The sequence below is a fragment of the Streptomyces sp. NPDC046939 genome, from assembly GCF_040644575.1.
In the GTDB taxonomy this organism is placed as follows: Bacteria; Actinomycetota; Actinomycetes; order Streptomycetales; family Streptomycetaceae; genus Streptomyces.
Genome location: NZ_JBEYWV010000015.1, coordinates 131,771 through 155,476 on the forward strand (window position 1 = coordinate 131,771; position 23,706 = coordinate 155,476).

At 71.8% G+C, this 23,706-nt stretch carries 21 protein-coding genes and 1 tRNA gene; 12 read left to right on the plus strand and 10 right to left on the minus strand.

Annotation, left to right across the window (positions count from 1 at the left end; all coding sequences use genetic code 11):
• Nucleotides 1–28: 28 nt before the first annotated feature.
• The 3 genes from ABZ877_RS18490 to ABZ877_RS18500 are packed head-to-tail and all read right to left on the minus strand — an operon-like array spanning nt 29 to nt 4,634.
• Complete coding sequence (locus ABZ877_RS18490; RefSeq protein WP_361071883.1) at nt 29–1,015, minus strand: LCP family protein; 987 nt, start codon at nt 1,013–1,015, stop codon at nt 29–31.
• A 60-nt stretch (nt 1,016–1,075) separates the two neighbouring features.
• The gene (locus ABZ877_RS18495; protein WP_361071886.1) at nt 1,076–3,616 is read right to left on the minus strand and encodes an SUKH-4 family immunity protein; all 2,541 of its coding nucleotides are present in this window, start codon (nt 3,614–3,616) and stop codon (nt 1,076–1,078) included.
• Between the two features lie 7 nt (nt 3,617–3,623).
• Entirely contained in the window at nt 3,624–4,634 is a 1,011-nt protein-coding gene (locus ABZ877_RS18500; RefSeq protein WP_361071889.1) for an SMI1/KNR4 family protein, read from the minus strand.
• Nucleotides 4,635–4,917: 283 nt separating this feature from the next.
• Here ABZ877_RS18500 and ABZ877_RS18505 point away from each other — a divergent pair, with 283 nt between their 5' ends.
• Together ABZ877_RS18505 and ABZ877_RS18510 are read left to right on the plus strand one after the other, a co-directional pair.
• Nucleotides 4,918–5,484 carry a YwqJ-related putative deaminase gene (locus ABZ877_RS18505; protein WP_361071892.1) on the plus strand — a complete coding sequence of 189 codons (567 nt, stop codon included), beginning with the start codon at nt 4,918–4,920 and terminating at the stop codon, nt 5,482–5,484.
• Entirely contained in the window at nt 5,484–6,005 is a 522-nt protein-coding gene (locus ABZ877_RS18510) for an SUKH-3 domain-containing protein (RefSeq protein WP_361071896.1), read from the plus strand. Before ABZ877_RS18505 ends, ABZ877_RS18510 begins: the two co-directional genes overlap by 1 nt.
• A 16-nt stretch (nt 6,006–6,021) precedes the next feature.
• Here ABZ877_RS18510 and ABZ877_RS18515 read toward each other — a convergent pair whose 3' ends face one another.
• Entirely contained in the window at nt 6,022–7,341 is a 1,320-nt protein-coding gene (locus tag ABZ877_RS18515; protein WP_361071899.1) for a histidine kinase, read from the minus strand.
• Between the two features lie 176 nt (nt 7,342–7,517).
• On the opposite strand from ABZ877_RS18515, the gene ABZ877_RS18520 reads away from it, so the two are divergent.
• From ABZ877_RS18520 to ABZ877_RS18545, 6 genes are all read left to right on the plus strand, one after another.
• A tRNA-Gln gene (locus ABZ877_RS18520) sits at nt 7,518–7,589 on the plus strand.
• Nucleotides 7,590–7,701: 112 nt separating this feature from the next.
• Nucleotides 7,702–9,156: a bifunctional UDP-N-acetylglucosamine diphosphorylase/glucosamine-1-phosphate N-acetyltransferase GlmU gene (glmU, locus tag ABZ877_RS18525; RefSeq protein ID WP_361071902.1), complete on the plus strand. Its 1,455-nt coding sequence runs from the start codon at nt 7,702–7,704 to the stop codon at nt 9,154–9,156.
• 120 nt (nt 9,157–9,276) lie between these two features.
• Nucleotides 9,277–10,254 (plus strand): ribose-phosphate diphosphokinase, encoded by a 978-nt coding sequence (locus ABZ877_RS18530; protein WP_361071905.1) that lies wholly within the window; start codon nt 9,277–9,279, stop codon nt 10,252–10,254.
• Between the two features lie 187 nt (nt 10,255–10,441).
• Entirely contained in the window at nt 10,442–11,032 is a 591-nt protein-coding gene (locus tag ABZ877_RS18535) for a 50S ribosomal protein L25/general stress protein Ctc (protein WP_361071908.1), read from the plus strand.
• A 96-nt stretch (nt 11,033–11,128) separates the two neighbouring features.
• Nucleotides 11,129–11,722 carry an aminoacyl-tRNA hydrolase gene (gene pth, locus ABZ877_RS18540; RefSeq protein ID WP_361071911.1) on the plus strand — a complete coding sequence of 198 codons (594 nt, stop codon included), beginning with the start codon at nt 11,129–11,131 and terminating at the stop codon, nt 11,720–11,722.
• 60 nt (nt 11,723–11,782) lie between these two features.
• Nucleotides 11,783–12,232: a hypothetical protein gene (locus ABZ877_RS18545; protein ID WP_361071914.1), complete on the plus strand. Its 450-nt coding sequence runs from the start codon at nt 11,783–11,785 to the stop codon at nt 12,230–12,232.
• 13 nt (nt 12,233–12,245) lie between these two features.
• Here the strand turns inward: ABZ877_RS18545 and ppc are convergent, their stop codons facing one another.
• Nucleotides 12,246–14,981, minus strand: coding sequence for a phosphoenolpyruvate carboxylase (gene ppc, locus ABZ877_RS18550; protein ID WP_361071917.1), 2,736 nt, complete (start codon nt 14,979–14,981; stop codon nt 12,246–12,248).
• A 392-nt stretch (nt 14,982–15,373) separates the two neighbouring features.
• On the opposite strand from ppc, the gene ABZ877_RS18555 reads away from it, so the two are divergent.
• Nucleotides 15,374–16,369, plus strand: coding sequence for a fatty acid desaturase (locus ABZ877_RS18555; protein WP_361071920.1), 996 nt, complete (start codon nt 15,374–15,376; stop codon nt 16,367–16,369).
• A 23-nt stretch (nt 16,370–16,392) separates the two neighbouring features.
• Nucleotides 16,393–17,073: a TetR/AcrR family transcriptional regulator gene (locus ABZ877_RS18560; RefSeq protein ID WP_361071923.1), complete on the plus strand. Its 681-nt coding sequence runs from the start codon at nt 16,393–16,395 to the stop codon at nt 17,071–17,073.
• 90 nt (nt 17,074–17,163) lie between these two features.
• Here the strand turns inward: ABZ877_RS18560 and ABZ877_RS18565 are convergent, their stop codons facing one another.
• The gene (locus ABZ877_RS18565; RefSeq protein WP_361071926.1) at nt 17,164–17,979 is read right to left on the minus strand and encodes a trans-aconitate 2-methyltransferase; all 816 of its coding nucleotides are present in this window, start codon (nt 17,977–17,979) and stop codon (nt 17,164–17,166) included.
• An 88-nt stretch (nt 17,980–18,067) separates the two neighbouring features.
• Here ABZ877_RS18565 and ABZ877_RS18570 point away from each other — a divergent pair, with 88 nt between their 5' ends.
• Nucleotides 18,068–18,565 carry a MarR family transcriptional regulator gene (locus ABZ877_RS18570; RefSeq protein ID WP_361071929.1) on the plus strand — a complete coding sequence of 166 codons (498 nt, stop codon included), beginning with the start codon at nt 18,068–18,070 and terminating at the stop codon, nt 18,563–18,565.
• A 190-nt stretch (nt 18,566–18,755) separates the two neighbouring features.
• Here the strand turns inward: ABZ877_RS18570 and ABZ877_RS18575 are convergent, their stop codons facing one another.
• Complete coding sequence (locus ABZ877_RS18575; protein WP_361071932.1) at nt 18,756–19,505, minus strand: response regulator transcription factor; 750 nt, start codon at nt 19,503–19,505, stop codon at nt 18,756–18,758.
• A 299-nt stretch (nt 19,506–19,804) separates the two neighbouring features.
• On the opposite strand from ABZ877_RS18575, the gene ABZ877_RS18580 reads away from it, so the two are divergent.
• Entirely contained in the window at nt 19,805–20,248 is a 444-nt protein-coding gene (locus ABZ877_RS18580) for a GNAT family N-acetyltransferase (protein WP_361071935.1), read from the plus strand.
• 10 nt (nt 20,249–20,258) lie between these two features.
• Here the strand turns inward: ABZ877_RS18580 and galK are convergent, their stop codons facing one another.
• The 3 genes from galK to galT are packed head-to-tail and all read right to left on the minus strand — an operon-like array spanning nt 20,259 to nt 23,507.
• Nucleotides 20,259–21,434: a galactokinase gene (gene galK, locus ABZ877_RS18585; protein ID WP_361071938.1), complete on the minus strand. Its 1,176-nt coding sequence runs from the start codon at nt 21,432–21,434 to the stop codon at nt 20,259–20,261.
• A 37-nt stretch (nt 21,435–21,471) separates the two neighbouring features.
• Nucleotides 21,472–22,443: a UDP-glucose 4-epimerase GalE gene (gene galE / locus ABZ877_RS18590; RefSeq protein WP_361071941.1), complete on the minus strand. Its 972-nt coding sequence runs from the start codon at nt 22,441–22,443 to the stop codon at nt 21,472–21,474.
• The gene (gene galT / locus ABZ877_RS18595) at nt 22,443–23,507 is read right to left on the minus strand and encodes a galactose-1-phosphate uridylyltransferase (protein ID WP_361071944.1); all 1,065 of its coding nucleotides are present in this window, start codon (nt 23,505–23,507) and stop codon (nt 22,443–22,445) included. The genes galE and galT overlap by 1 nt, the downstream gene beginning before the upstream one ends.
• Nucleotides 23,508–23,706: the final 199 nt, after the last annotated feature.

Genomic DNA, 23,706 nt, shown 5'->3' on the forward strand with positions numbered 1-23,706 from the left:
CCACCCGGCCTACTCGGTCAAGGATGCGTCATTTGGAGTCGAAAGTCGGAATCCCGGTGTCGTCCTTCAGCGCGCCGAACAACCGGCGCGCCTTGTCCCGGTCCCAGACGACGACGTCGCCCGCCCCGGCCACGTACGGCTCGCCGGCCACCGGCACGGTCGCCGTCCCGGCCAGGTCGCGGACCCGCAGGCCCATCGCGGTGAGGGCGCCGACACCGGTGCCGCGGTCGACGGTCAGCGCGTCCAGCGTGGTCCGCGCGAACGGGACGAGCCGCCACGGCGGCAGCGCCACCGACGGGCCGAGCGCCTTGTCCGCGATGGCGTCAACGAGCTGCCGCTGCCGCTTCACCCGGCCGAGGTCACCCTGTGGGTCGGAGTAGCGGGCCCGCGCGAACTGGAGCGCCTGCACCCCGTCCATGTCCTGGCAGCCCGCGGCGAAGTCGGCGCCGGACTTCGCGTCGCGCAGACCGCCGTCCGGTACGCAGATCCGCACGCCGCCGACCGCGTCGACGACGTCCACCAGGCCCAGGAAGCTGATCTCCGCGTAGTGGTCGAGGCGCAGCCCCGTCGCCTGCTCGACGGTGCGGGTGAGCAGGCGCGCGCCGCCCATCGCGTACGCCGCGTTGATCTTGCCGTGGCCGTGGCCCGGGATCGGGACGTAGGAGTCGCGCGGGATCGAGATCAGATACGGGCCGCTCTCCCCGTAGTGCAGGATCATGATCGTGTCGGTGTTGAGGCCGCCGTCATTGCCCACGTGCAGCCGCTTGCGCTGTTCGGGCGTCAGGTCCGCGCGCGAGTCCGAGCCGACGAGCAGCCAGTCCGTGCCCTCGCCGCCCGTCGGACGGTCGCTCTCGTCGCCGAACGCCTCCGTGGTGCGCAGGCGGTGATCCGCCCAGAAATACAGCGCTGTGCCGTACCCGACGAGCAGCACGAGCACGACCAGCAGCGTCAGCAGGGCGCGTGTGAGCCAGTGCCGCTTGCCCGCCGCGCCGTTCCGCCTCCGTGTCGCCGCCATGAGCGCATGATCGGGGCGCCCGACCCGTTCCGCAGGTCGAGCGCCCCGAGCAGGCCCCGGCTACAGCAGGCCGTCCCACATCTGTTCGAGCAGCACCGACCACCAGGTCTCGGGCGAGCCGAGCGCCGCCGGGTCGATCGCGTTCAGCTGCGCCTGGAAGTCGACGGTCCAGCGGCCCGCCTGCTCCGGGTTCAGGCCGTAGCGCAGCCGCCACATCCGGCCGAGCAGCCCCAGCGACCGCGCGAACTCCGGCAGACCGGTGTTGACGAACTGCGGCGGCACCGGCGCCCCGCCAGGACCCGACTCCACCGGCACGGCCACGATGTGCGCCGTCCCGTACTGGACGCAGATCGCCTTGCCGAAATCGCTGCCCATCACCAGGTACGAGCCCGCGTCCGACGCCGGCTGTACCCCGCGCTCCTGCGCCAGCTCGGCCAGCGTCGGCACCGGGCGGCCCGGCACCGCCTGCGCCCAGAAGAACGGCCCGAAGTCCGCGGGCAGCCCCGCCACGACCAGCGTGTGCGCCACGATGTCCGGCACGCCCTGCCGCGACACGGCCCGCTGGTCGAACCGGAACACACCCGGGCCGAACGCCCCGGCCAGCTCCTGCGCGATGCCCTCCGGGGGGATCGGCGGGGCGGGCTGCACGGGCGGCAGCGGCGCGCGTACCGGCGCCGGGCGCGCCGGGCCGTCCGCGACCTGGTGCAACTCGCCCTGGTGCGCGATCAGTTGCCGCATGCCCTGCTGGCGCGAGGCGTGATCCGTGCCGTACGGGGCGATCGACGTGATCCGCGCCTGCGGCCACTGCTCCTTGATCATGCGCGCGCAGTACGCGCCCGGCAGCGCGCAGGACTCCAGCTCCGTGTGGAGTTCGAGGACCTGGTCCGGCGGGATGTTCATGCCGCGCAGCTCGTGGAAGATCTGCCACTCCGGGTGCGGCGTGCCCGGCGCGCTGCGCCGGATGAGCTGCTGCTCGGAGCCGTCGGGCGCGCGGTAGCGCAGCACGGCCTGGTAGCCGGGCCCGACGGTCGGCTGACCGCCCTGCTGCGGATAGCCGTACGCGGCCGGGGGCGCCGGCGCGGGCGGCGGCACCGGCCCGCCCGGCCCCTGCGGGCCCGGCTGGGCGAGCATCGTCGCGGCGTGGTGCACGCCGCCGCCCGCGGGGGGCGGGGGCGTGGCGCCGGGCGGCGGCTTCGGCGCGCCGGGGGCGCCCGGCGGGGGCGGCGTCTGTCCGCCCGGCCCCGCCAGCATGGTCGCGGCGTGGTGCACACCGTCACCGGGCGACGACGGCTGCCCGTCCGGGCCGAGCGAGGAGACGAGCTGGGTCGGCACGTACCCCCCGGCCGGCGCGCCGGGGGCCCCGGGCGCCTGCGGAGGCTGCGGCGCCTGCGGACCCTGCGCCTTGCTGGTGGCGACCTTGGCGATGTCCTGCGCACCGGGCGCGGCGGGCGGCGGGGGCGGCGTGCCGGGCCCACCCGGCGCGGGAGGAGGCAGCGGCGCGCCCGGCGCGGGCGGAGGCGTACTCGGCCCACCCGGCGCGGGCGGCGGAGGCGGCGTGTTCGACGCGCCCGGGCCCTGCGGGTAACCGTACGGCTGGGCTCCCGGCGCGGGCGGAGGCGTGCTCGGGCCACCCGGCACGGACGGAGGCGGCGGCGTGTTCGAGCCCTGCGGGTAGCCGTACGGCTGAGCACCCGGCGGGGGCGTACCCGGTGCGGGCGGCGGCGTGCTCGGACCGCTCGGCGCGGGCGGCGGGGGCGGTGTGTTCGGGCCCTGGGGGATTCCGTACTGCGTGTACCCCGGCGGCGGCGTGAGCGGCACCGCCGAACCCGGTACCGGTGGTGGCAGCGGGGCGCCCGGCGCGGGCGGGGGCGTGTGGGGGCCGCCGACCGGGCCCTGCGGGTAGCCGTACGGGGACGTGCCAGAAGGCGGCGCACTCGGCGTGGGCGGGGCCGGGGAGTCGTCCAGCGCCGGGGCGACCTCCGTGCGCGGCAGCCGGCTGCCACCGGAGATCAGCGCCGTCTTCGCGTCGGGGGTGACCCCGGGCGGCGGCGGCGTCTCCTCGGGCACGGGCGGCGAGAACACCGTCTCGGGCAGCGGCACCGAGCGGTCCTCCTCGTCACCGGCCCCGTTCGTGTCCGTACCGGCCCACGGCGTCGCCCCGTCCGGCACGGCGTCACGCGGCTCGGCCGGGGCGGAGGCCGCGGCGGGCGTACGACGGTCGGGGATGCCCAGCTTGTCGGCCGCCTCCTGCAACCACTCCGGCGGACTGAGCAGGAACGACGTCTGGTTCAGGTCCACCCGCTCCGGCGCCCGGGGCGCCGGCGACTGCGCGGGGACCTCCGGCAGCCCGTACTCCTCCTCGTACCGCCGGATCACCTCACCCACGGGCAGCGACGGCCACAGCGTGGCCTCGCCGCTGTCGCGGGCGATGACGAGCCGCTGGCGGCCGCCGTCGGAGACGGGGCCGTTCTCGCGGTCCTCCGCCCACACGACGAAGCCCAGCTCGAACTCCCGCACCCGCACCTCGCGTTGCTGGTAGCCGGGCACGTCGCCGTTGATCCATTCCTCGGCGCGCTCCTGCGCCTGCGCGAACGTCACCATCGGACCCTCACCCCTCGTCCGCGTACGTCGAATGCGTCGAAACGGGGACGGCGCTCGCGAAGCCGCCGTCCACCATCAGGTTCGCCACCGTCTCCAGCTCCGGCGGGTTTCCGGCCAACCGGGACAGGAACGCGTCGAAGTCGTCCCCGCACGGCAGCAGCAGCCGCTCCACCCGCTCGGCGACCGAGAGGGCGGCCAGGTCGCCGCCGTCGCGCGCGTCGTCGTACGCGCAGAACCAGACGGAACCGGTGCGCTCGCCCCGCACCTTCACGGCGAGGATGCCGCCCTGCACGAAGCCGACCGCCAGGTAGTCCTTGGTGAGGTGGTCGCGCAGGCACTTGTTGACGTAGACCACGTCGTTGACGGCGGCCTCGTCACGGACCGTGAAGAACGGCTGGTCGACGAGGAGGCCGAGGTCGGCGTCGAGCGCGGCGCCGACGGGCGCGCAGCCGCCGGCCGCTTTCAGGAACGAGCGGTAGGCGCCGGGCAGCCGGTAGCCGAGGTCCTCCTCGACGCCGAGGACCTGCTGCTCGGTCACCGCCACCGACGACTTCGGCAGCCCGAAGTGGACCGGGCGGGTGTCCTGGAGGGGGCGGGTGCCGCGCTTGTGCTGGTCGACGGCGGCCGTCGCGAGCCCGCCGTGGTGCCGCAGCAGCGCCTTGACCTCGACGGGGACGAGTTCGAGGCGGCGCGATCCGCGGACGTGGTGCCAGGTCCAGCCGTGCGGGGTCGCGACCGCCGGGATGGTGTCCCACAGTTCGTGGCCGGAGGCGGCGAGCGCGGCGTTCGCCGACACGTAGTCCGTGAGCCGCAGTTCGTCGACGCCGAAGCCCTGGGGCGGCTCCGCGATCTCCGCCGCCGCGCGCGCGTACGGGGAGAAGTCCGGATAGCCGTCGCCGTCCACCCGCACCCCGCGGGGGTGCCGGGCGGCGCGGACCGGGTCAGGGAAGTTCACTACCTGCCCGGCGTAAGCCGCGTTCGGCGGCGCGGCCTGCTGCCCGAGCCGACCTGTCGTCATGGCGGTTGCCCCCTGCGGCGCTGTTGACGGGTACCTGCTGCACCGCGGCCGAACGGGTGACGAACGCGTGGTCCGTCCCCGGCCCGAGTCGATCGCGGACACCGACAGCCTATGCGGTCGTACGGCACCGGTCACCGGGCCTCCGCTTCCATGACCAGCAGTCACCTTCGCGTCACCGCCCCGTGACGATCGGGCGTGTCGACGGGTACCGGCTTCCGCACCCGGCGTCCCATTTGGCACTCTGTGCAGGCAACCTGGGGGATTGCAGGAGGGGAAGCACTACATGAACAGCGGTATCGCAGAGACGGCGACGGAGCCGTCCGCCGACGCGGAGACGCCGTCCGGCAACGACCCGCGCGTGGGCTGGAGCGCGGCGGACGCCATCGACGTACCCATTCTGCGCGGGCGCAGGGACGGCATCCTGCCCGCCGTCGCCGCCGCGCTGTCGGTGCGCGGCGGCACACTCACCTCCACCGCCGCGCGCGGTGAACTGCCGCCCGCGCTCCATCCTTTGGTGCAGGATTTCCTGGACACGTTGACGAGCGCGCAGCGTGACCGGTTCACCGGGCGCTGCGCCGAGGCGATCCTCATCTCGCGCCACCTCGTCGCGGCGGACGCCGAGCGCACGGAGAAGTCCAAGCGGGCCCGGCGCAGACCGATGACGATGGGCGAGGCGCGCAAAGCGCTCAAGCACGCCAAACTGACCACCCGGCGCATCCGCGAGGACGGCGACCCGCTGCACGGCGGCTTCGCCCGGCCCTGCCGCGCCTGCGCCGCGCTGACGGCCCACTTCGGCGTCCGCGTGGTGGACCCCTCCGCAGACACAGCCGAGAGCGAGACGGCCTCCTGATGCCCACCCAAGGATCCTCCTCCACCGCCCTCTCGGACCGCACGACGAGCACCCGCTTCACCGTGCCCGTGGACGCCGCGCTGCGCGCCGCGGGGTGGCAGCCCGGCCGCTGGGACATCAAGCAGGCCGAGTTCTGGGCGGACGCCCTGCGCTCGCACGTCTCCCCCGCCGGGCACCGGCACGCCGTCTTCCCGGCGGCGGTCGAGGCGTGGGCGGAGTTCGGCGGCCTGCACCTCACCCCGACCGGGCCGGGCCGCCAGATCGCCCCGGTCCAGCCGCACCTGGACCCCCTGCACGGCCTGCACATGGCCCGCACCCTCGGTGACCTGGGCCGCGCCCTGGACACGGAGGTCGCCCCGCTCGGCGCGGAGTCCGGCACGGAGGCGCTCCTCGCCATCGACACGGAGGGCCGCGTCTACGCCCTCGACCACAGCGGCGACTGGTATCTGGGCCCGAACATCGACCGCGCCCTGGAAACCCTGGTCACAGGGGTCCAGCCGGCCCGCCTCCAGGCGACCTAACCCGGCCGTACGCGGCCTACGCCGCCGGGAGCACCGCCGAGACCCGGTAGCCGCCCGCGTCCGTCGGGCCCGAGACGAAGACGCCGCCGAGCACCGCCACGCGCTCCTTCATGCCGACCAGGCCGTTGCCGCCCGAGGGGAGGTCGGCGGAGGAGGCGGCCGCGAGATTCGGCGGCGGGTCGTTCTCCACCTGCATGGCGACCTCGGCGGCGCGGTGGGCGAGGCGGACGTAGGTCTTGGCGCCGGCCGCGTGCTTGTGCACGTTGGTCAGGGCCTCCTGCACGACGCGGTAGGCGGTCTGCTCGACCGCCCCGGCGTACTCGCGCGCCTCCCCCTCGACGGTCATCTCGACGACCATCCCGGCCTCCCGGGACTGGCCCACCAGCTCGTCCAGGTCGGCCAGGCACGGGCCGCCCTCCGCCGGGCCCTCCTCCGCCTCGGCCCGGGACGCCGCCGCGGCCGCCGCCTGCGCGACCGCCGCGAGCGGCACGCTCTGCCCGCGCTCGGGCACCGGGTCGCCGGACCGCAGCACGCCGAGCATCTCCCGCAGCTCGGTGAGCGCCTGCCGGCCCATGTCCCCGACGAGCGCCGCGTTGTGCACCGCCTTCTCCGGGTCCTTGCGGGCGACCGCCTGGAGCGCCGCCGCGTGCACCACCATCAACGACACCCGGTGCGCCACGACGTCGTGCATCTCCCGCGCGATCCGGGTCCGCTCCTCGCCGCGCGCCCACTCGGCCCGCTCCTCGGCCCGCTCGGCGAGGAGCGACAGCTCGCGCTCCAGCGACTCGTTGCGCTCGCGCAGGCTCTCCATCAGGCGGCGCCGCGCACCCACGTACAGGCCGAGCAGGAGCGGCGGCGCGGTCACCCCGAGCGAGGTGGTGACGGCGACGAAGGGGACGAACCAGCCGCCGATCTGGAACCGGTCGCTGTGCACCATGTCCTGCTGGGCCCGGACCACCGACACGATGAGCGTGCCGACGAACGACATGCAGGCGAGCGAGCCGATGATCCGCCGCGGCATCTCGGAGGCGGCCAGCGAGTACAGGCCGACGACCGTGAGCATGATGCCCATCTGTGCCGGGGTGACCGCCACGGAGACGAGCACCACGGCGATCGGCCAGCGCCGTCGCAGCAGGAGCGTCGCGCCGGTCAGGACCCCGAAGACGATGCCTGTCCAGACCGGAAGACCGGCCTTGTGCGCGAACGGCACACCCTCGAACGCGCACTCGACAGCGGAGGCCGCCGCGAGCCCCGCGTCCAGCACGGCTCCGCGCCGCCGCTCCCACCACCACGGCCCCCCGGCCGTGGCTCGGTGAACTTCCCCCGTCGTGGTCATGCCCCCAGCCTACGGTCGGTCGGCGCCCGATTTCCGGTGACTTTCGCTCCGCCCCGCCGGGCCCGCCCGCGGACACGGGGGGCGTGAGTTGTACCGTCGCGTGGAAGGTGCCTGGTACGGCATAGTGTTGGGTGCTCGCTCGGCGGACCGGCGCAATGCCCGATCAGTCGGGTTGATCCCCCGTGGTGTAATTGGCAGCACCGTGGCTTTTGGTGCCATTTGTCCGGGTTCGAGTCCTGGCGGGGGAGCACGACGCAACGCGGGGCCCGGCCGACCGGTCGGGCCCCGCGCCCGTTTCGGCTCTCGAACACCCCGGTATCCTGCGGATGTCCACCCCATTCGAAGCCGAAGGGCACCTCCGTGAGCGCCATCCGCCCGGCCGCCGTCGTCGTTCTCGCAGCGGGTGAGGGCACCCGTATGAAGTCGGCCACCCCCAAAGTCCTGCACGAACTCTGCGGCCGCTCCCTCGTCGGCCATGTGCTGGCCGCCGCTCGTGAGTTGGACCCCGAGCAGCTCGTCGTGGTCGTCGGGCACGCGCGCGAGAAGGTCACCGCCCATCTGAACGCCGTGGACGCGGGCGTCCGCACCGCCGTGCAGGAGGAGCAGAACGGCACCGGGCACGCCGTCCGGATGGGCCTGGAGGGCCTGGCCCCCGAGGGCGCCCTCGACGGCACCGTCGTGGTCGTCTGCGGCGACACCCCGCTCCTGACCGGCGAGACCCTGACGGCGCTCGCCGCCACCCACTCCGCCGACGGCAACGCGGTGACCGTGCTCACCGCCGACGTCCCGGACGCCACCGGCTACGGCCGCATCGTCCGCGACGCCGGGACCGGTGCCGTGACCGCGATCGTCGAGCACAAGGACGCCACCGAGGAGCAGCGCGCCCTCACCGAGATCAACTCGGGTGTCTTCGCGTTCGACGGCCGCCTCCTCGCGGACGCGCTGAAGAAGGTGCGTACGGACAACAGCCAGGGCGAGGAGTACCTGACGGACGTCCTCGGCATCCTGCGCGCCGCCGGCCACCGCGTCGGCGCCTCCGTGGCCCGCGACCACCGCGAGATCGCGGGGATCAACAACCGCGTCCAGCTCGCGGAGGCCCGCCGCATCCTCAACGACCGCCTCCTTGAGCGCGCCATGCTCGACGGCGTCTCCGTGGTCGACCCGGCCACCACGTTCATCGACGTCACGGTCACCTTCGACCGCGACGCGACGATCCTTCCGGGCACGCAGCTGCACGGCGCCACGCACATCGGCGAGGGCGCCGTCGTCGGCCCGAACACCCGCCTGACCGACACCACGGTCCACGCGGGCGCCCGTGTGGACAACACGGTGGCCGACAGCGCGGAGATCGGCCCGCAGGCGAGCGTGGGCCCGTTCGCGTACCTGCGGCCGGGCACGCGCCTCGGCCTGAAGTCGAAGGTCGGCACGTTCGTCGAGCTGAAGAAGTCCACCCTGGGCGAGGGCACCAAGGTGCCGCACCTGTCGTACGTGGGCGACGCGACGATCGGTGACTTCACCAACATCGGCGCCGCGAGCGTCTTCGTGAACTACGACGGCCAGGACAAGCACCCCTCCGTGATCGGCTCCCACTGCCGCACCGGAGCGGACAACATGTTTGTGGCTCCTGTCACGGTCGGGGACGGTGCCTACACCGCCGCGGGGTCCGTGATCACGAAGGACGTACCGGCCGGTTCGCTGGCCGTCGCCCGGGGCCAGCAAAGGAATATCGAGGGTTGGGTGGCGCGCAAGCGTCCGGGCAGCGCGGCCGCGAAGGCGGCCGAGGCGCTCACCGAGGAGCCGGGCAGCGAAGGCTGACCGGAAACAGGTGCGTCCGACACGGCGTACCGTGATAGATGCTCACGATTCGCCTGGCTCGCTGCTATAGGGACGCGCGGGCAGCTGCGGCGGACGAACTCGTCTGAGGAGACTAGTGCTGTGACCGGGATCAAGACGCAGGGCGAGAAGAAAATGATGTTCTTCTCGGGCCGCGCCCACCCCGAGCTTGCCGAGGAGATCGCGCACCAGCTCGGTGTCGGGATCGTCCCGACCAAGGCTTTCGATTTCGCCAATGGTGAGATCTACGTCCGCTACCAGGAGTCCGCTCGCGGTGCCGACTGCTTCCTGATCCAGAGCCACACGGCTCCGATCAACAAGTGGATCATGGAGCAGCTCATCATGATCGACGCGCTGAAGCGCGCGTCGGCCCGCTCCATCACCGTCATCGTGCCGTTCTACGGTTACGCGCGGCAGGACAAGAAGCACCGCGGACGTGAACCGATCTCGGCGCGTCTGATCGCGGACCTGATGAAGACCGCGGGCGCCGACCGCATTCTCACGGTCGACCTGCACACGGACCAGATCCAGGGCTTCTTCGACGGCCCGGTGGACCACCTGTTCGCGCTGCCGATCCTGGCGGACTACGTGGGCGCCAAGGTCGACCGCTCCAAGCTGACCGTCGTCTCCCCGGACGCCGGCCGTGTGCGCGTCGCCGACCGCTGGTGCGACCGGCTCGGCGCCCCGCTGGCGATTGTGCACAAGCGCCGTGACAAGGACGTCGCCAACCAGGTGACCGTCCACGAGGTCGTCGGTGACGTCGAGGGCCGCGTCTGCGTCCTGGTCGACGACATGATCGACACCGGTGGCACGATCTGCGCCGCCGCCGACGCCCTGTTCGCGCACGGCGCCGAGGACGTCATCGTGACGGCCACGCACGGCGTGCTCTCCGGCCCGGCCGCGGACCGCCTGAAGAACTCGAAGGTGAGCGAGTTCGTCTTCACGAACACGCTGCCGACGCCGAACGAGCTGGAGCTGGACAAGATCACGGTCCTGTCGATCGCCCCGACGATCGCCTCCGCCGTGCGCGAGGTCTTCGAGGACGGCTCGGTGACCAGCCTCTTCGAGGGCGAAGCGTAAGGATCAGCTGAAGATCGATTTGGGTGCGGCCTTCCCCGCCGAGTAAACTGCTGAAGTTGCTCGGCGAGGGAGGCCGTACTCATTCGTACGGCGGTCCGTTATCGACGCGCTCTTCGTAGCAGGCCGTTCGTGGCCGGGTGACCACCTTTCTCCAAAGGTCCCCTACTTCTACGAGGAGTTGAAGAGCATGTCCGAGGTCAAGCTCGCCGCCGAGACCCGTACCGAGTTCGGCAAGGGCGCCGCCCGCCGCATCCGCCGCGAGAACAAGGTTCCCGGCGTGGTCTACGGCCACGGTGGCGAGACCGTCCACATCACCCTGCCGGGCCACGAGCTGCTGCTCGCCCTGCGCACGCCGAACGTCCTGCTCTCCCTGGACATCGACGGCAAGAACGAGCTGGCCATCCCGAAGGCCGTGCAGCGCGACCCGCTGAAGGGCTTCCTGGAGCACGTCGACCTGCTCCTCGTGAAGCGCGGCGAGAAGGTCACCGTCGAGCTCCCGATCGTCACCGAGGGCGAGCTGGCCCCGGGCTCCAACATCCTGGAGCACGTCCTCAACACGCTGTCCGTCGAGACCGAGGCCACGCACATCCCGGAGTCGGTCACCGTCTCCGTCGAGGGCCTGGACGCCGGTGACTCCGTCGCCGCCAAGGACATCAAGCTGCCCTCCGGCACCACCCTCGCCGTCGACGAGGACGCCGTCGTCCTCCAGGTCCTGGCCGCCCAGGCCGAGGAGGCCCCGGCCGAGGCCGAGGGCGACGAGGCCGCCGCGGAGGCCTGAGCCTTCGCCGTATGAAGTCCCGGTGTACGGGGTGGTGGGCACGGCCCGCCACCCCGTACAGCCGTCTTGAGCCGCATCTCTAGCGAAGGAACGCGGATGTCCGACGACAACGCCCCCTGGCTGATCGCCGGGCTCGGCAACCCAGGCCCCGAGTACGCGATGAACCGGCACAACGTCGGCTTCATGGTGGCCGACCTGCTCGCACAGCGGATGGGCGCCAAGTTCAAGCGGGCGACGAAGGCGCAGGCCCAGGTCGTGGAGGGGCGGATCGGCCCGCCCGGACCCGCGAACCGCCGCGTGATCCTCGCCAAGCCGATGTCGTACATGAACGTCTCCGGCGGCCCCGTCACCGCGCTGCGCGACTTCTACAAGGTGCCCACCGAGCGCATCGTCGCCGTCCACGACGAACTGGACATCGACTACGGAGTGCTGCGCCTCAAGCTCGGCGGCGGCGACAACGGGCACAACGGCCTCAAGTCGATGACCAAGGCGATGGGCCCCGACTACCACCGGGTGCGGTTCGGCATCGGCCGCCCGCCCGGCCGGATGCAGGTCGCGGACTTCGTCCTGAAGGACTTCTCCTCGACCGAGCGCAAGGAGCTCGACTACTTCGTGGACCGCGCCGCCGACGCGGTGGAGGCGCTCATCACGGAGGGCCTGGAGCGCGCGCAGTCCTCGTACAACTCCTGAGCCCGTTCCCGAGGTGCCAGGAGTTGACCGTACGCGTACCCATGGCCAAAGATCACGGCCATGGCTTCAGCGGTGTCGGTGACCCGGCGGATCGCGGCGTTGGCGATCGCCCTGCTCCTGGTGGTGGCGGGGTTCTGGGCGTCGTGGGGCGCCGCGCAGCACGTGGTGTTCCCCAAGGGGCGCCTCCACGGTGAACTCCTCGTGGAGCGGTGCACGGGCACCAAGTGCAGTGGGCCGCTGGCCTCGGCGCCCGGCGGCGGCGACGTCTGGATGCGGCGCTCCGTCGGCGTGAAGAAGGGCGCCCGCATCGACGTCGTGGTCAAGCCGAGCAGCCGGCAGGCCGTGCGCTCCGGGACGGCCGGGTTCTTCACCGCGTTCATGCCGCTGGGCGGCGCGCTGCTGCTCGCGTCGGTCGTGCTCGCGGGCGGAATGCTGAACCGGCGCCTGGCGTGGATCACGTCGGGCGCCGGTGTCGCACTCCTCACGGCGGCGTTCGTCGCCGTCGTCTAGCTCTTGCGGGCGGTCAGCCGGTGTTGCGCAGACCCGCCGCCACACCGTTCACCGTGAGCAGCAGGGCCCGGGCGAGCGTCGGGTCCGGCTCCTCGCCCGCCGCCGCCGCGTCGCGCTGACGCTTGAGCAGGGCGACCTGAAGGTAGGAGATCGGGTCGAGGTAGGCGTCGCGGATGTCGAAGGTCTGCTTCAACACCGGCTGCGCGGCGAGGAGTTCGCTCTCACCGGTGACGCGGAGCACCTCGCGGACGGTCAGCTCGTGCTCGGCCTCGATGTCGGCGAAGACGTGCTTCAGGTTGTCCGGGACGAGCGTGTCGACGTAGTGCCGGGCGATGCGCAGGTCCGTCTTGGCGAGCGTCATCTCGACGTTGGAGATGAAGTTGCGGAAGAAGTGCCAGTGCTCGTGCATCTCGTCGAGCATGGAGTCGAGACCGGCCTCGCGCAGCGCCTTCAGGCCCGAGCCGACGCCGTACCAGCCGGGCACGATCTGCCGCGACTGGGTCCAGCCGAACACCCACGGGATGGCGCGGAGGCCGTCGAGGGAGACGCCGGAGCCGGGGCGGCGCGAGGGCCGCGAGCCCAGGTGCATGTCGGCGAGCTGGTCGACGGGGGTCGACGCGAGGAAGTACGTCGGCAGGTCCGGGTCCTCGACCAGCTTGCGGTACGCGGCGTGCGCGGCGTCGGAGACGACGTCCATGGCGGCGTCCCAGCGGGCCAGAGCCTCGTCGGACTGGCGCGGCGCGGTGTGCAGGGCGGACGCCTGCAGGGTGGCCGCGACGGTCAGTTCGAGGTTCTCGCGGGCCAGGGACGGCACGAGGTACTTGTCGGAGATGACCTCGCCCTGCTCGGTCACCTTGATCTCGCCCTCCAGGGTGCCCCAGGGCTGGGCGAGGATCGCGTCGTGCGAGGGGCCGCCACCGCGGCCGACGGTGCCGCCGCGGCCGTGGAAGAGGCGCAGGCGCACGCCGTAGCGGTGCGCGACGTCGCGGAGGCGGCGCTGAGCCCGGTGGATCTCCCACTGGCTCGTCGTGATGCCGCCGAACTTCGAGGAGTCGGAGTAGCCGAGCATGACCTCCTGCACGTCCCCGTTGAGCGCGACGAGGCGCCGGTAGGACGGGTCGGAGAGCATGTCCTCCAGGATCGTGTCGGCGGCCTTCAGCTCGTCCGTCGTCTCCAGGAGCGGCACGATGCCGATCTTGGCCCAGCCGGCGTGCAGGTCGATGAGGCCGGCCTCGCGGGCGAGCACGGCCGCGGCGAAGACGTCGTCGGCGCCCTGGCACATCGAGATGATGTACGACTCGATGACCTCGGGCCCGAACACGTCCAGCGCCTTGGCGATGGTGTGGAAGACGCCGAGGGTCTTCTCGCCGGCCGCGTCGAGCGGCGCCGGGGTCGGGGCGAGTGGGCGGCGCGAGCGCAGCTCCTTGGCGAGCAGCTTGCCGCGGTACTCGCGGGGCATGTCCGCGTAGCGCCAGGACTCCTCGCCGAGCCGGTCGAAGAGCTGGCCGAGGGCGTGGTGGTGGGCGTCCGCGTGCTCCCGTACGTCCATCGTCGCGAGCTGGAGGCCGAACGCGGCCAGGGTGCGGATCGTCCGGTTCATCCGGCCGTCGGCGAAGAGGCCGCCGCGGTGCTCGCGCAGCGACGTCTGGATCAGGGTGAGGTCGCGGAGCAGCTCGGAGGTGCCGAGGTAGTCGCGGCCCTCCACGTGCGGGGTGTTCCTGGCGAGCCGCTCCTTGGTGTTCTCCAGCTTCTGCCGGATCGCGGTCGCCTTCAGCCGGTAGGGCTCCTCGGCGTTGAGCCGCTTGTAGCGCGGGCTGATCTCCGGCAGGCGCTCCAGGTCCTGCTGGAGGGAGGTGAGCAGTTCCTCGGTGGCGCCGGTGTAGCGGATCGAGTTCGACAGGAAGCCGCGCAGCTCGTCGATCATCTCCAGCGCGTCGTTGATGCCGTGCTCGTGCTGGAGGATCAGGACGTCCCAGGTGACCTGCGGGGTCACGTTCGGGTTGCCGTCGCGGTCGCCGCCGATCCAGGTGCCGAAGGTCAGCGGGCGGGTGTCGTCGGGCAGGGTGACGCCGACGCGCTCCAGCTCGGCGGTCAGGTCCTCCAGGACGTCGCCGACCGCGCCCGCGTGCAGCTCGTCGAGGTAGTAGATCGCGTTCCGCGACTCGTCGGTCACCTCGGGGCGCACCACGCGCAGCTCGTCCGTCTGCCACACCAGGTCGATGTTCTCGGCGAGGCGGGTGTCGTAGCGGCGGCGGTCGGCCTCCAGGACCGGCGTCTCGAGCAGCTCGGCGATGCGGCGCAGCTTGTTCAGGACGGAGCGGCGGGCCGCCTCGGTCGGGTGGGCCGTGAACACGGGCCGCACGTTCAGGTTCTGCACCGTCTCGCGCAGGTGGTCCGGGTCGGCGTCCTTCAGGCGGTCGGCGGTGCGGGCGAGGAGGCCGCCCTCGGCCTCGCGCTTGGCGCGCATCTCCCGGCCGCGGTGGACCTGTTCGGTGACGTTGGCGAGGTGGAAGTAGGTGGAGAAGGCGCGGACCAGCTTGGCCGCCGTCTCCAGTTCGGTCCCCCGCAGCAGCTCGGCGGCGGCCTCGCCGTCCTCGCGCGTCAGGCGGCGGACCTTCTCGACGAGTTCGAGGAGCTCGGGCCCCTCCTGCCGGACGAGGGTCTCGCCCAGCAGATCGCCCAGTCGGCGGATGTCGGCGCGCAGCTCGGCACTGGTGCTCGTCGAGGCGGTCTGTTCGGCACTGCTCACAGGTGCGGCTCCTTGCAGTGGTGAAGCTCGTCTGGAGGGAAGAGTCCCCGGAACCGGGTAGAAGTCCCGGGTGGAGATTCAGAGCGGACCGCGCTGTCCGACCGTTCCCAAGGATATGTGCCCGGGCCCGCGGCGCCGCCCGGACCCTCAAGACACCCGGATACACGCCGCTACGCTTACGACCCCGTAAGTTACGGAACCGTAGAAACGAAGCCCTTCCGGGCATCTCCGGGGGCCTGGAGGTCTCCGGGGCCTCGGATCGTCTCGGGGCTCTATGGGGCTTCGTTGGCCCGGTAGGGCTTCTCGCCAGTTTGGAGGGCTCTCAATCCTCCGTGCTCCCTTCGACCCTCACGTTCAGCCCTTGACCCGACCCTCGACGAACAGGGGACCCCATGGCCGCACAGTCCGACGTGATCGAGGACGCTCCGCAAGGGGCGTCCCAACCCTCCACCGCCCTCTCCGGCCCGGCGACCCTCGGCGGTGAGCAGAAGCGCTCCGTGGAGCAGTTCGCGCTGCTCCTCTTCATCGTCGTGCCGTTCCTCGCCCTGGTCGCGGCGGTGCCGCTGGCCTGGGGCTGGGGGGTGAGCTGGCTCGACCTCGGGCTGCTCGTCCTCTTCTACTACCTCGGCTGCCACGGCATCACCATCGGCTTCCACCGCTACTTCACCCACGGCTCCTTCAAGGCCAAGCGCCCCCTGCGCATCGCGCTCGCCGTCGCCGGCTCCATGGCGGTGGAGGGCCCGCTGGTGCGCTGGGTGGCGGACCACCGCAAGCACCACAAGTTCTCCGACGCGGAGGGCGACCCGCACTCGCCGTGGCGGTACGGCGAGGACCTGCCCGCCCTGATGAAGGGCCTGTGGTGGGCCCACATGGGCTGGATGTTCGACGAGGAGCAGACCTCGCAGGAGAAGTACGCGCCCGACCTGATCAAGGACCCGGCGCTGCGCGCGATCTCCCGCCAGTTCATCCTGTGGACCTCGCTCTCGCTCCTCCTGCCCGCGCTGATCGGCGGTCTGGTGACGATGTCGTGGTGGGGGGCGTTCACCGCGTTCTTCTGGGGTTCGCTCGTCCGGGTGGCTTTGCTGCACCACGTCACCTGGTCGATCAACTCGATCTGCCACGCGGTCGGCAAGCGCCCCTTCAAGTCCCGCGACCGCTCCGGCAACGTGTGGTGGCTGGCCGTCCTCTCCTGCGGCGAGTCCTGGCACAACCTCCACCACGCCGACCCGACCTCGGCCCGCCACGGCGTCCTGCGCGGCCAGGTCGACTCCTCGGCCCGCCTCATCCGCTGGTTCGAACAGCTCGGCTGGGCCCACGACGTGCGCTGGCCGTCGAAGGAGCGGATCGAGCGCCGCAAGGCCGAAGCAGAGGTACCCGACGCCGCGTGAGCGACGCCAGGCATGATGGGGATGTGGCGACCGACTCAAGCACCCCCAGCAGCGCGAGCAGCGACCGGCCCGACAAGCCACGGCGTACGCGCCGTACGCGGATGACGGGAGCCGAACGCCGCCAGCAGTTGCTGGAGATCGGCCGCACCCTCTTCGCCGCGAAGGGCTTCGAGGGCACGTCGGTGGAGGAGATCGCGGCGAAGGCCGGGGTCTCCAAGCCGATGGTGTACGAGCACTTCGGCGGCAAGGAGGGCCTGTACGCGGTCGTCGTCGACCGGGAGATGCGCCAGCTCCTCGACATGGTCACCAGTTCCCTGACCGCCGGGCACCCGCGCGAACTGTGCGAGCAGGCCGCGTTCGCGCTCCTCGACTACATCGAGGAGTACACGGACGGCTTCCGCATCCTGGTCCGCGACTCCCCCATCCCGCAGTCCACGGGCTCCTTCGCCTCCCTCATCTCCGACATCGCCACGCAGGTGGAGGACATCCTGGGCCGCGAGTTCAAGGCCCGGGGCTTCGACTCCAAGCTCGCCCCGCTGTACGCGCAGGCCCTGGTCGGCATGGTCGCCCTGACGGGCCAGTGGTGGCTGGACGCCCGCAAGCCGAAGAAGGCGGAGGTCGCGGCGCACCTGGTGAACCTGGCGTGGCACGGCCTCGACGGCCTGGAACCCAAGCCGCGCCTGATAGGCCACCGCAAGAGCTAGCCCACGCCTAGAAGCGCCGGTAGGCCGGGAGCAGCCCGTCGTCCCAGGTGACGCGGGCGCCGCGCCCGGTCGGCCGGTCCAACCCCGTGATCATGCTTTGACGGCGACGACGAAGATTCGCCGGAACGGGAAGACGGTGCCGTGCGGTGTCGCCGGATAGGCGTCACGCAGCAGATCGCGGTAGGCGGCGACGAAGGCGTCCCGCGCGTCCGGGTCGTCGGCGAGGGCGGTGAGGACGGGCCGCAGCCCGGTCCCCTTCACCCAGTCCAGAACGGGGTCGTCCCCGGTCAGCAGATGCGCGTACGTGGTCTCCCAGGCGTCCACCGAGCAGCCAAGCGCCGTGAGCCGCTCCAGATAGGCGGCGGGGCCGAGCACGGCGTCGCCGTGGCGCAGCACCCCGGCCAGCCTGTCCCGCCAGGGCGCCGAACCGGCGAGCTCCCGCATGAGTACGTGGCTGGGCGCGTCGAAGTTGCCGGGCACCTGGAAGGCGAAGGTCCCGCCGGGCGCGAGCGCGTCCAAGAGCCCGGGGAAGGCGTCGACGTGGCCCGGCACCCATTGCAGCGTCGCGTTGGAGGCGATGAGGTCGTACGTCTCCGGGGGCGTCCAGTGCCGCAGGTCGGCGTGGGCGAATTCGACGCGGCCGCCGCTCTTCGTCGGCCCGGCGTACTGCTCGGCCTTGCGGAGCATCTCGGGTGAGTTGTCGTAGCCGGTGATGTGGGCGGTGGGCCAGCGGTCGGCGAGGAGCGTGGTGACGTTGCCGGGGCCGCAGCCGAGGTCGGCGATGCGGGCGGGTTCGCCGGGGAGGTCGGGGACGCGGGCCAGGAGGTCGGCGTAAGGGCGGCCGCGGTGGTCGGCGTGGCGGAGGTACTGGCGGGGGTCCCAGGTGGGAGAGGTGAAGGGAGCCATACGGACAGGGTCCCGCCTCATTTATCTCGCCGTCAAGTAACTTGACATCAAGAGACTTCACATCGACACACCCCCTACACTGATCGTCATGGAGGACGAGGTCGACCGCTTGGTCGCAGCGTGGCGCCGGGAGCGCCCTGACCTCGACGTGGAGCCCCTCGAGGTGCTCAGTCGGGTCAGCAGGCTCGCGCGCCATCTCGACCGTGCGCGGCGCCTCGCGTTCGCCGAGCACCAGCTCGAACCGTGGGAGTTCGACGTCCTCACGTCCCTGCGGCGTGCGGGTGCGCCCTATCAGCTCTCCCCCGGGCAGTTGCTGACGCAGACCCTCGTCACGTCCGGCACCATGACCAACCGCATCGACCGCCTCGCCAAGAAGGGCCTGGTCGAACGCCTCCCCGACCCGAGCGATCGCCGGGGCGTCCTCGTCCGCCTCACGCCCGAGGGGCGGGACCGGGCGGATCAGGCCCTGGCGGGGCTGCTCGCGCAGGAACGGGCGATCCTGGCCGAACTCTCCCGCTCCGAACGCGGCGAACTGGCCTCACTCCTACGCCAGTTGACGGCCCCGTTCGACAACATCCCCGGGTGACAGACGCTCCGCGGTTCGCAGGCGCGGCTCTCGTCGTGGTTGCTCGCGCAGTTCCCCGCGCCCCTGAATGCGCACTTCGTGCGGCATTCCCCCTGGGAGGCCGCGGCGAAGCCGCGCCTCCTAGGGGCGCGGGGAACTGCGCGACCAGCCACATCGCCACCCGCACCCGAAAGCCGACCCTCCCAGGGATCTAGCTGGCCGCCTCAAGATCGACCGGCCCCACACCCGCTCGGCGCGCGAGCGCAACCGCGGCCAGCGTCGAGTGCACACCCAACTTCCCCAACACATTCTGCATATGCGTCCGCACAGTATGCGGCGACAAGAACAACCGCTCGGCCACAGCCTTGCGCCCCAGCCCAGCCACCATGCACCGCAAGACCTCGCGCTCGCGCGGCGTGAGGGACTCGACCAGCCGCTCGGACTCGGTCCGGTGCTTGCGCGCCGCGGTCAGCTCGCGCAGCACACCGGTGAGCAGCGCCGGAGGCAGATGCGTCTCGTCCCGCAGCACACCGCGGATGACGGTCAGCAGCCGCGACAGGGAGCAGTCCTTCGCCACCCATCCGGACGCCCCGGCCTGGAGGGCGAGCGCGGCCCGGCGTGGGTCGTCCCGCTCGGCCAGCACCACCGTACGTACGGCCGGCTGTCCGGAGCGGACGCCGGCGACGAGGGAGATCCCGTCGACGAGACCTTCTTGCGCGGGCCCGTCGGGCACGACGGTCGGTGGCCGCATGCCTTGCAGGGAGGCCGCGCCCAGGTCGGCGTCGACGAGGAGCACATCGAATCTGCGGCCCTCGGCGGCGCCCCGGTCGAGGCTGCGCAGGGCGGCCGGGCCGCTGCCCGCGGCCGACACGTCGACGTCCGGCTCGGCGGCGAGCGCCGCGGCCAGGGACTCGGCGAAGATGCGATGGTCGTCGACGACCAGAACCCGGATGCGTACCACGTGAGAACCCCCTTCCCCGCCCTCTCGTGGAGCGGGGGGTACCTGATCGTCGGGAGATGGGATCAACGCGGGTACGGCGCCCGGCGTGCGGGTCACCGCGGTCGCACGGCCGCCGCCGTGTCGGTTCCGCTACCCCCACCCCGGGCGTCGTACCCGGCTGTCTCGCCCCCTGATCAACACCGGCCCCCACCGGTGTTGTCCCTCAGAGTAGGGCTGTGCGGCAGGAGGGGAAGGCAATTCACAGAACTGGTTACCCGTTGGCCGGTCGTCGCCTGTCCGGCGCGTTTAGGGTGTGGCACATGGTGCGCATTGAGACAGAAGTCGACAAAGAGCGCCGCCTTCTGCTCAGGTCGCTGCTCGCGGACGCCAACACGGCGGCGTCCCCGGTCCTGCGCGACCTGCGCGGCACGCCCGCCGACCGCGAAGTTCCGCTCCAGGTATGGGCGTTGGCGGAGGACGGCTCACTGGCCGGGGGGCTGGACGGGCACACCTGGGCGACCTGGCTGCACGTGGACCTGCTCTGGGTGGCCGACCACCGTCGCGGTACGGGCCTCGGCTCCCGGCTGCTCGCGGAGGCGGAGCGGATCGCCGTCGAGGAGCACGGCTGTGTCAACTCCCGTGTGGAGACGTGGGACTTCCAGGCCCCCGGCTTCTACCGGCAGCACGGTTACGACGTGGTCGCGGTGGTGCCGGACTATCCGCCGGGGGTCAAGGAGTTCACGTTCACGAAGCGGCTGACCTGAGCCGCGAGGATCAGGCCACCCGGTGCGCGCCCGGTGACGGCACCGCCGGGAACACGCGCGGCACGGTGTATCCGGCTTCCTCGAACGCCGTCAGGACCGCCTTGGTCACGGCGTCCGCGTCGGCGCTCTCCACGAGGACGACCGCCGAGCCGCCGAACCCGCCGCCCGTCATCCGGGAGCCGAGCGCGCCCGCGGCGTTGGCCGTGGCGACGACAAGGTCGAGTTCCGGGCAGGAGATGCGCAGGTCGTCGCGGAGCGAGCGGTGCCCGTCGGTGAGGATGGGGCCGATCGCGCGTACGTCGGAGGACTCGCCGGTGTCGAGGAGGGCGATGGTCCGCTCGACGCGGTGGTCGTCGGTGACGACGTGCCGGACGTAGCGGACGACCTTCTCGTCCACCTGCGCCTGCTCCAACTTCGCGAGCGCGGCGTCGAGTTCACCGTACGGGACGTCACGCAGGTGGGAGACGCCGAGGACCCGCGCCCCCTCCTCGCAGCCCGCGCGGCGCTCCGCGTACGCCCCGTCGCCCAGCTCGTGCTTGACGCGGGTGTCGACGACGAGGAGCTGGAGGCCGTGCGCCGGCAGGTCGAACGGGACCTGCCGGGTCGACAGGTCGCGGCAGTCCAGGTGCAGGGCGTGGCCCTCGGTCGCGCAGGCGGACGCCATCTGGTCCATGACGCCGCAGGGGACGCCGACGAAGTCGTTCTCGGCGCGCTGGGCGAGGACCGCCAGCTCGGGGCCGGTGAGCCCGAGGTCGAAGAGTTCGTTGAGCGCGTACGCCGTCACGACCTCCAGGGCCGCCGACGAGGACAGGCCCGCACCGGTCGGCACCGTGGAGGCCAGGTGCAGGTCCGCGCCGGTGATCGCGTGGCCCGCCGCGCGCAGCGCCCAGACGACGCCCGCCGGGTAGGCGGCCCAGCCCCCCTGCCCGTACGTGGACAGCGGGGTCAGGTCGTCGACGCGCAGTTCGGTGACGGGGGCGTCGATGTCGGCGGAGTGCAGGCGCAGCACGCCGTCCGTCCGCCTGGCGACCGCCGCGACCGCGGTGTGCGGCAGCGCGAGCGGCATGACGAAGCCCTCGTTGAAGTCGGTGTACTCGCCGATGAGGTTGACGCGGCCCGGAGCCGCCCACACCCCGGCGGGCTCGTACCCGTACAGATCCTTGAACTGCGCGGCGACGACTGACATGCGGTGACTACCTACCCTGCTACGACGACGAGTGGGACTACTGGCGCGCCTGGGCGAAGCGCCAGGCGTCGGCGACGATGTCCGCGAGGTCCGCGCGGGACGGGTTCCAGCCGAGGCGCTCGCGAGCGGTGGCGGCGGAGGCGACGAGGGTCGCCGGGTCGCCGCCGCGCCGGGGGGCCACGACCTCGGGGATGGGGTGTCCGGTGACCTTGCGGACGGTCTCGATGACCTCGCGGACGGAGAAGCCGTTGCCGTTGCCGAGGTTGCAGATGAGGTGCTCGGACGGGCGGGCGGCGTCGATGGCGAGGAGGTGGGCCTCGGCGAGGTCGGCGACGTGGATGTAGTCGCGGACGCAGGTGCCGTCGGGGGTCGGGTAGTCGTCGCCGTAGATCGAGATGGCGTCGCGGCGGCCCTGGGCGACCTGGAGGACGAGCGGGATGAGGTGCGACTCGGGGTCGTGGCGCTCGCCGTGGTCGCCGTAGGCCCCGGCGACGTTGAAGTAGCGCAGGGAGACGGCGGCCAGGCCGTGCGCGGTCGCCTCGCCGCTGATCATGTGGTCGACGGCGAGCTTGGAGGCGCCGTACGGGGAGGTGGGCGCGGTCGGGTCGGTCTCGGTGATCGGCGTGGAGACGGGCTCGCCGTACGTGGCCGCGGTCGAGGAGAAGACGAGCTTGCGCACGCCCGCGGAGCGCATCGCGGCGAGCAGGGCCATCGTCCCGCCGACGTTGTTGTCCCAGTACTTCTCGGGCTTCACGACGGACTCGCCGACCTGGGAGAACGCGGCGAAGTGCAGCACCGCGTCGTAGGAGGGGTCCAGCCATTTGGCGGCGTCGCGGATGTCGCCCTCGACGAAGACGGCGCCCGCGGGCACGCCCTCGCGGAAGCCGGTGGAGAGGTTGTCGAGGACCGTGACGTCATGGCCCGCCTCGACCAGATGCTGGGCGACGACGCTGCCGACGTACCCCGCACCACCCGTGACCATGTACTTCTTCGGAACGGCGTTGCCCATTACTCGCTCGCTACCTCTCGCAGTCGCTCGGCCGCGGTCTCCGGCGGCACGTCGTTGATGAACACGTTCATGCCGGATTCGGAACCCGCGAGAAACTTCAGCTTGCCGGAAGTGCGTCGGATGGTGAAAAGCTCGAGGTGGAGCGCGAAGTCGTCCCGGTTGACCCCGTCGAACTCCTCCAGCGTGCCGAACGGGGCCTGGTGCCAGGCCGCGATGTACGGCGTCGGCGGCTCGTCCTCACCGAAGATCCGGTCGAAGCGCTTCAAGAGTTCCAGATAGATCTTGGGAAACTCTGTGCGCGCGTCGTCGTCGAGCCCGAGCAGGTCGGGGACCTGCCGCTTGGGGTAGAGGTGGACCTCGTAGGGCCAGTGGGCGGCGTACGGCACGAACGCGACCCAGTGCTCACCGTCGATGACGACACGCGAGCCGTCGGCGATCTCCTTCTCCACCACATCGGCGAACAGGTTCCGTCCGCCCGTCTGCTCCTTGTGCTCGGCGAGTGAGCGCAGCATGAGGGCGGTGCGCGGGGTGGTGAAGGGGTAGCCGTAGATCTGCCCGTGCGGGTGGCCGAGGGTGACGCCGATCTCGGCGCCCCGGTTCTCGAAGCAGAAGACCTGCTCGACGGAGTCCAGGTGGGACAGCTCGGCGGTGCGGTCGGTCCACGCGTCCAGGACGAGCCGCGCCTGGTCCTCGCTGAGGTCGGCGAAGGACTTGTCGTGGTCGGAGGTGAAGCAGACGACCTCGCAGCGCCCGGAGTCCCCGGCGAGGGAGGGGAACCGGTTCTCGAAGACGACGACGTCGTACGACGAGTCCGGGATCTCGCTGAGCCGCTCGCCCCGGGTCGGGCAGAGGGGGCACTGGTCGGCCGGCGGGTGGTAGGTGCGGCCCTGCCGGTGCGAGGCGATGGCGACGGAGTCGCCGAGCAGCGGGTCGCGGCGGATCTCGGAGGTGGTGACGGTGCGGTCGAGGGGGCGCCGGTCGACCGCGTCCCGGACGACGTCGTCGCGCGCGTCGTAGTAGACGAGCTCGCGCCCGTCAGCCAGCCGGGTCGACGTCTTCTTCACGTCCGACACTCCTCATCGCGCCAACCGAACAAATAAACAGAACCAAACACAACTAAGCATAAGGCAACAGGCCAGTCAAGGGGTGCCGTGCGGGCCGTCTGCGGCTTGGGTCTCGATCACAATCAAACAAAGAACGCCATGGGAACTGTTCACTTATTGAACATTGAGGCGTAGGTTCCGGTCTGATTCAGTTCGCGCA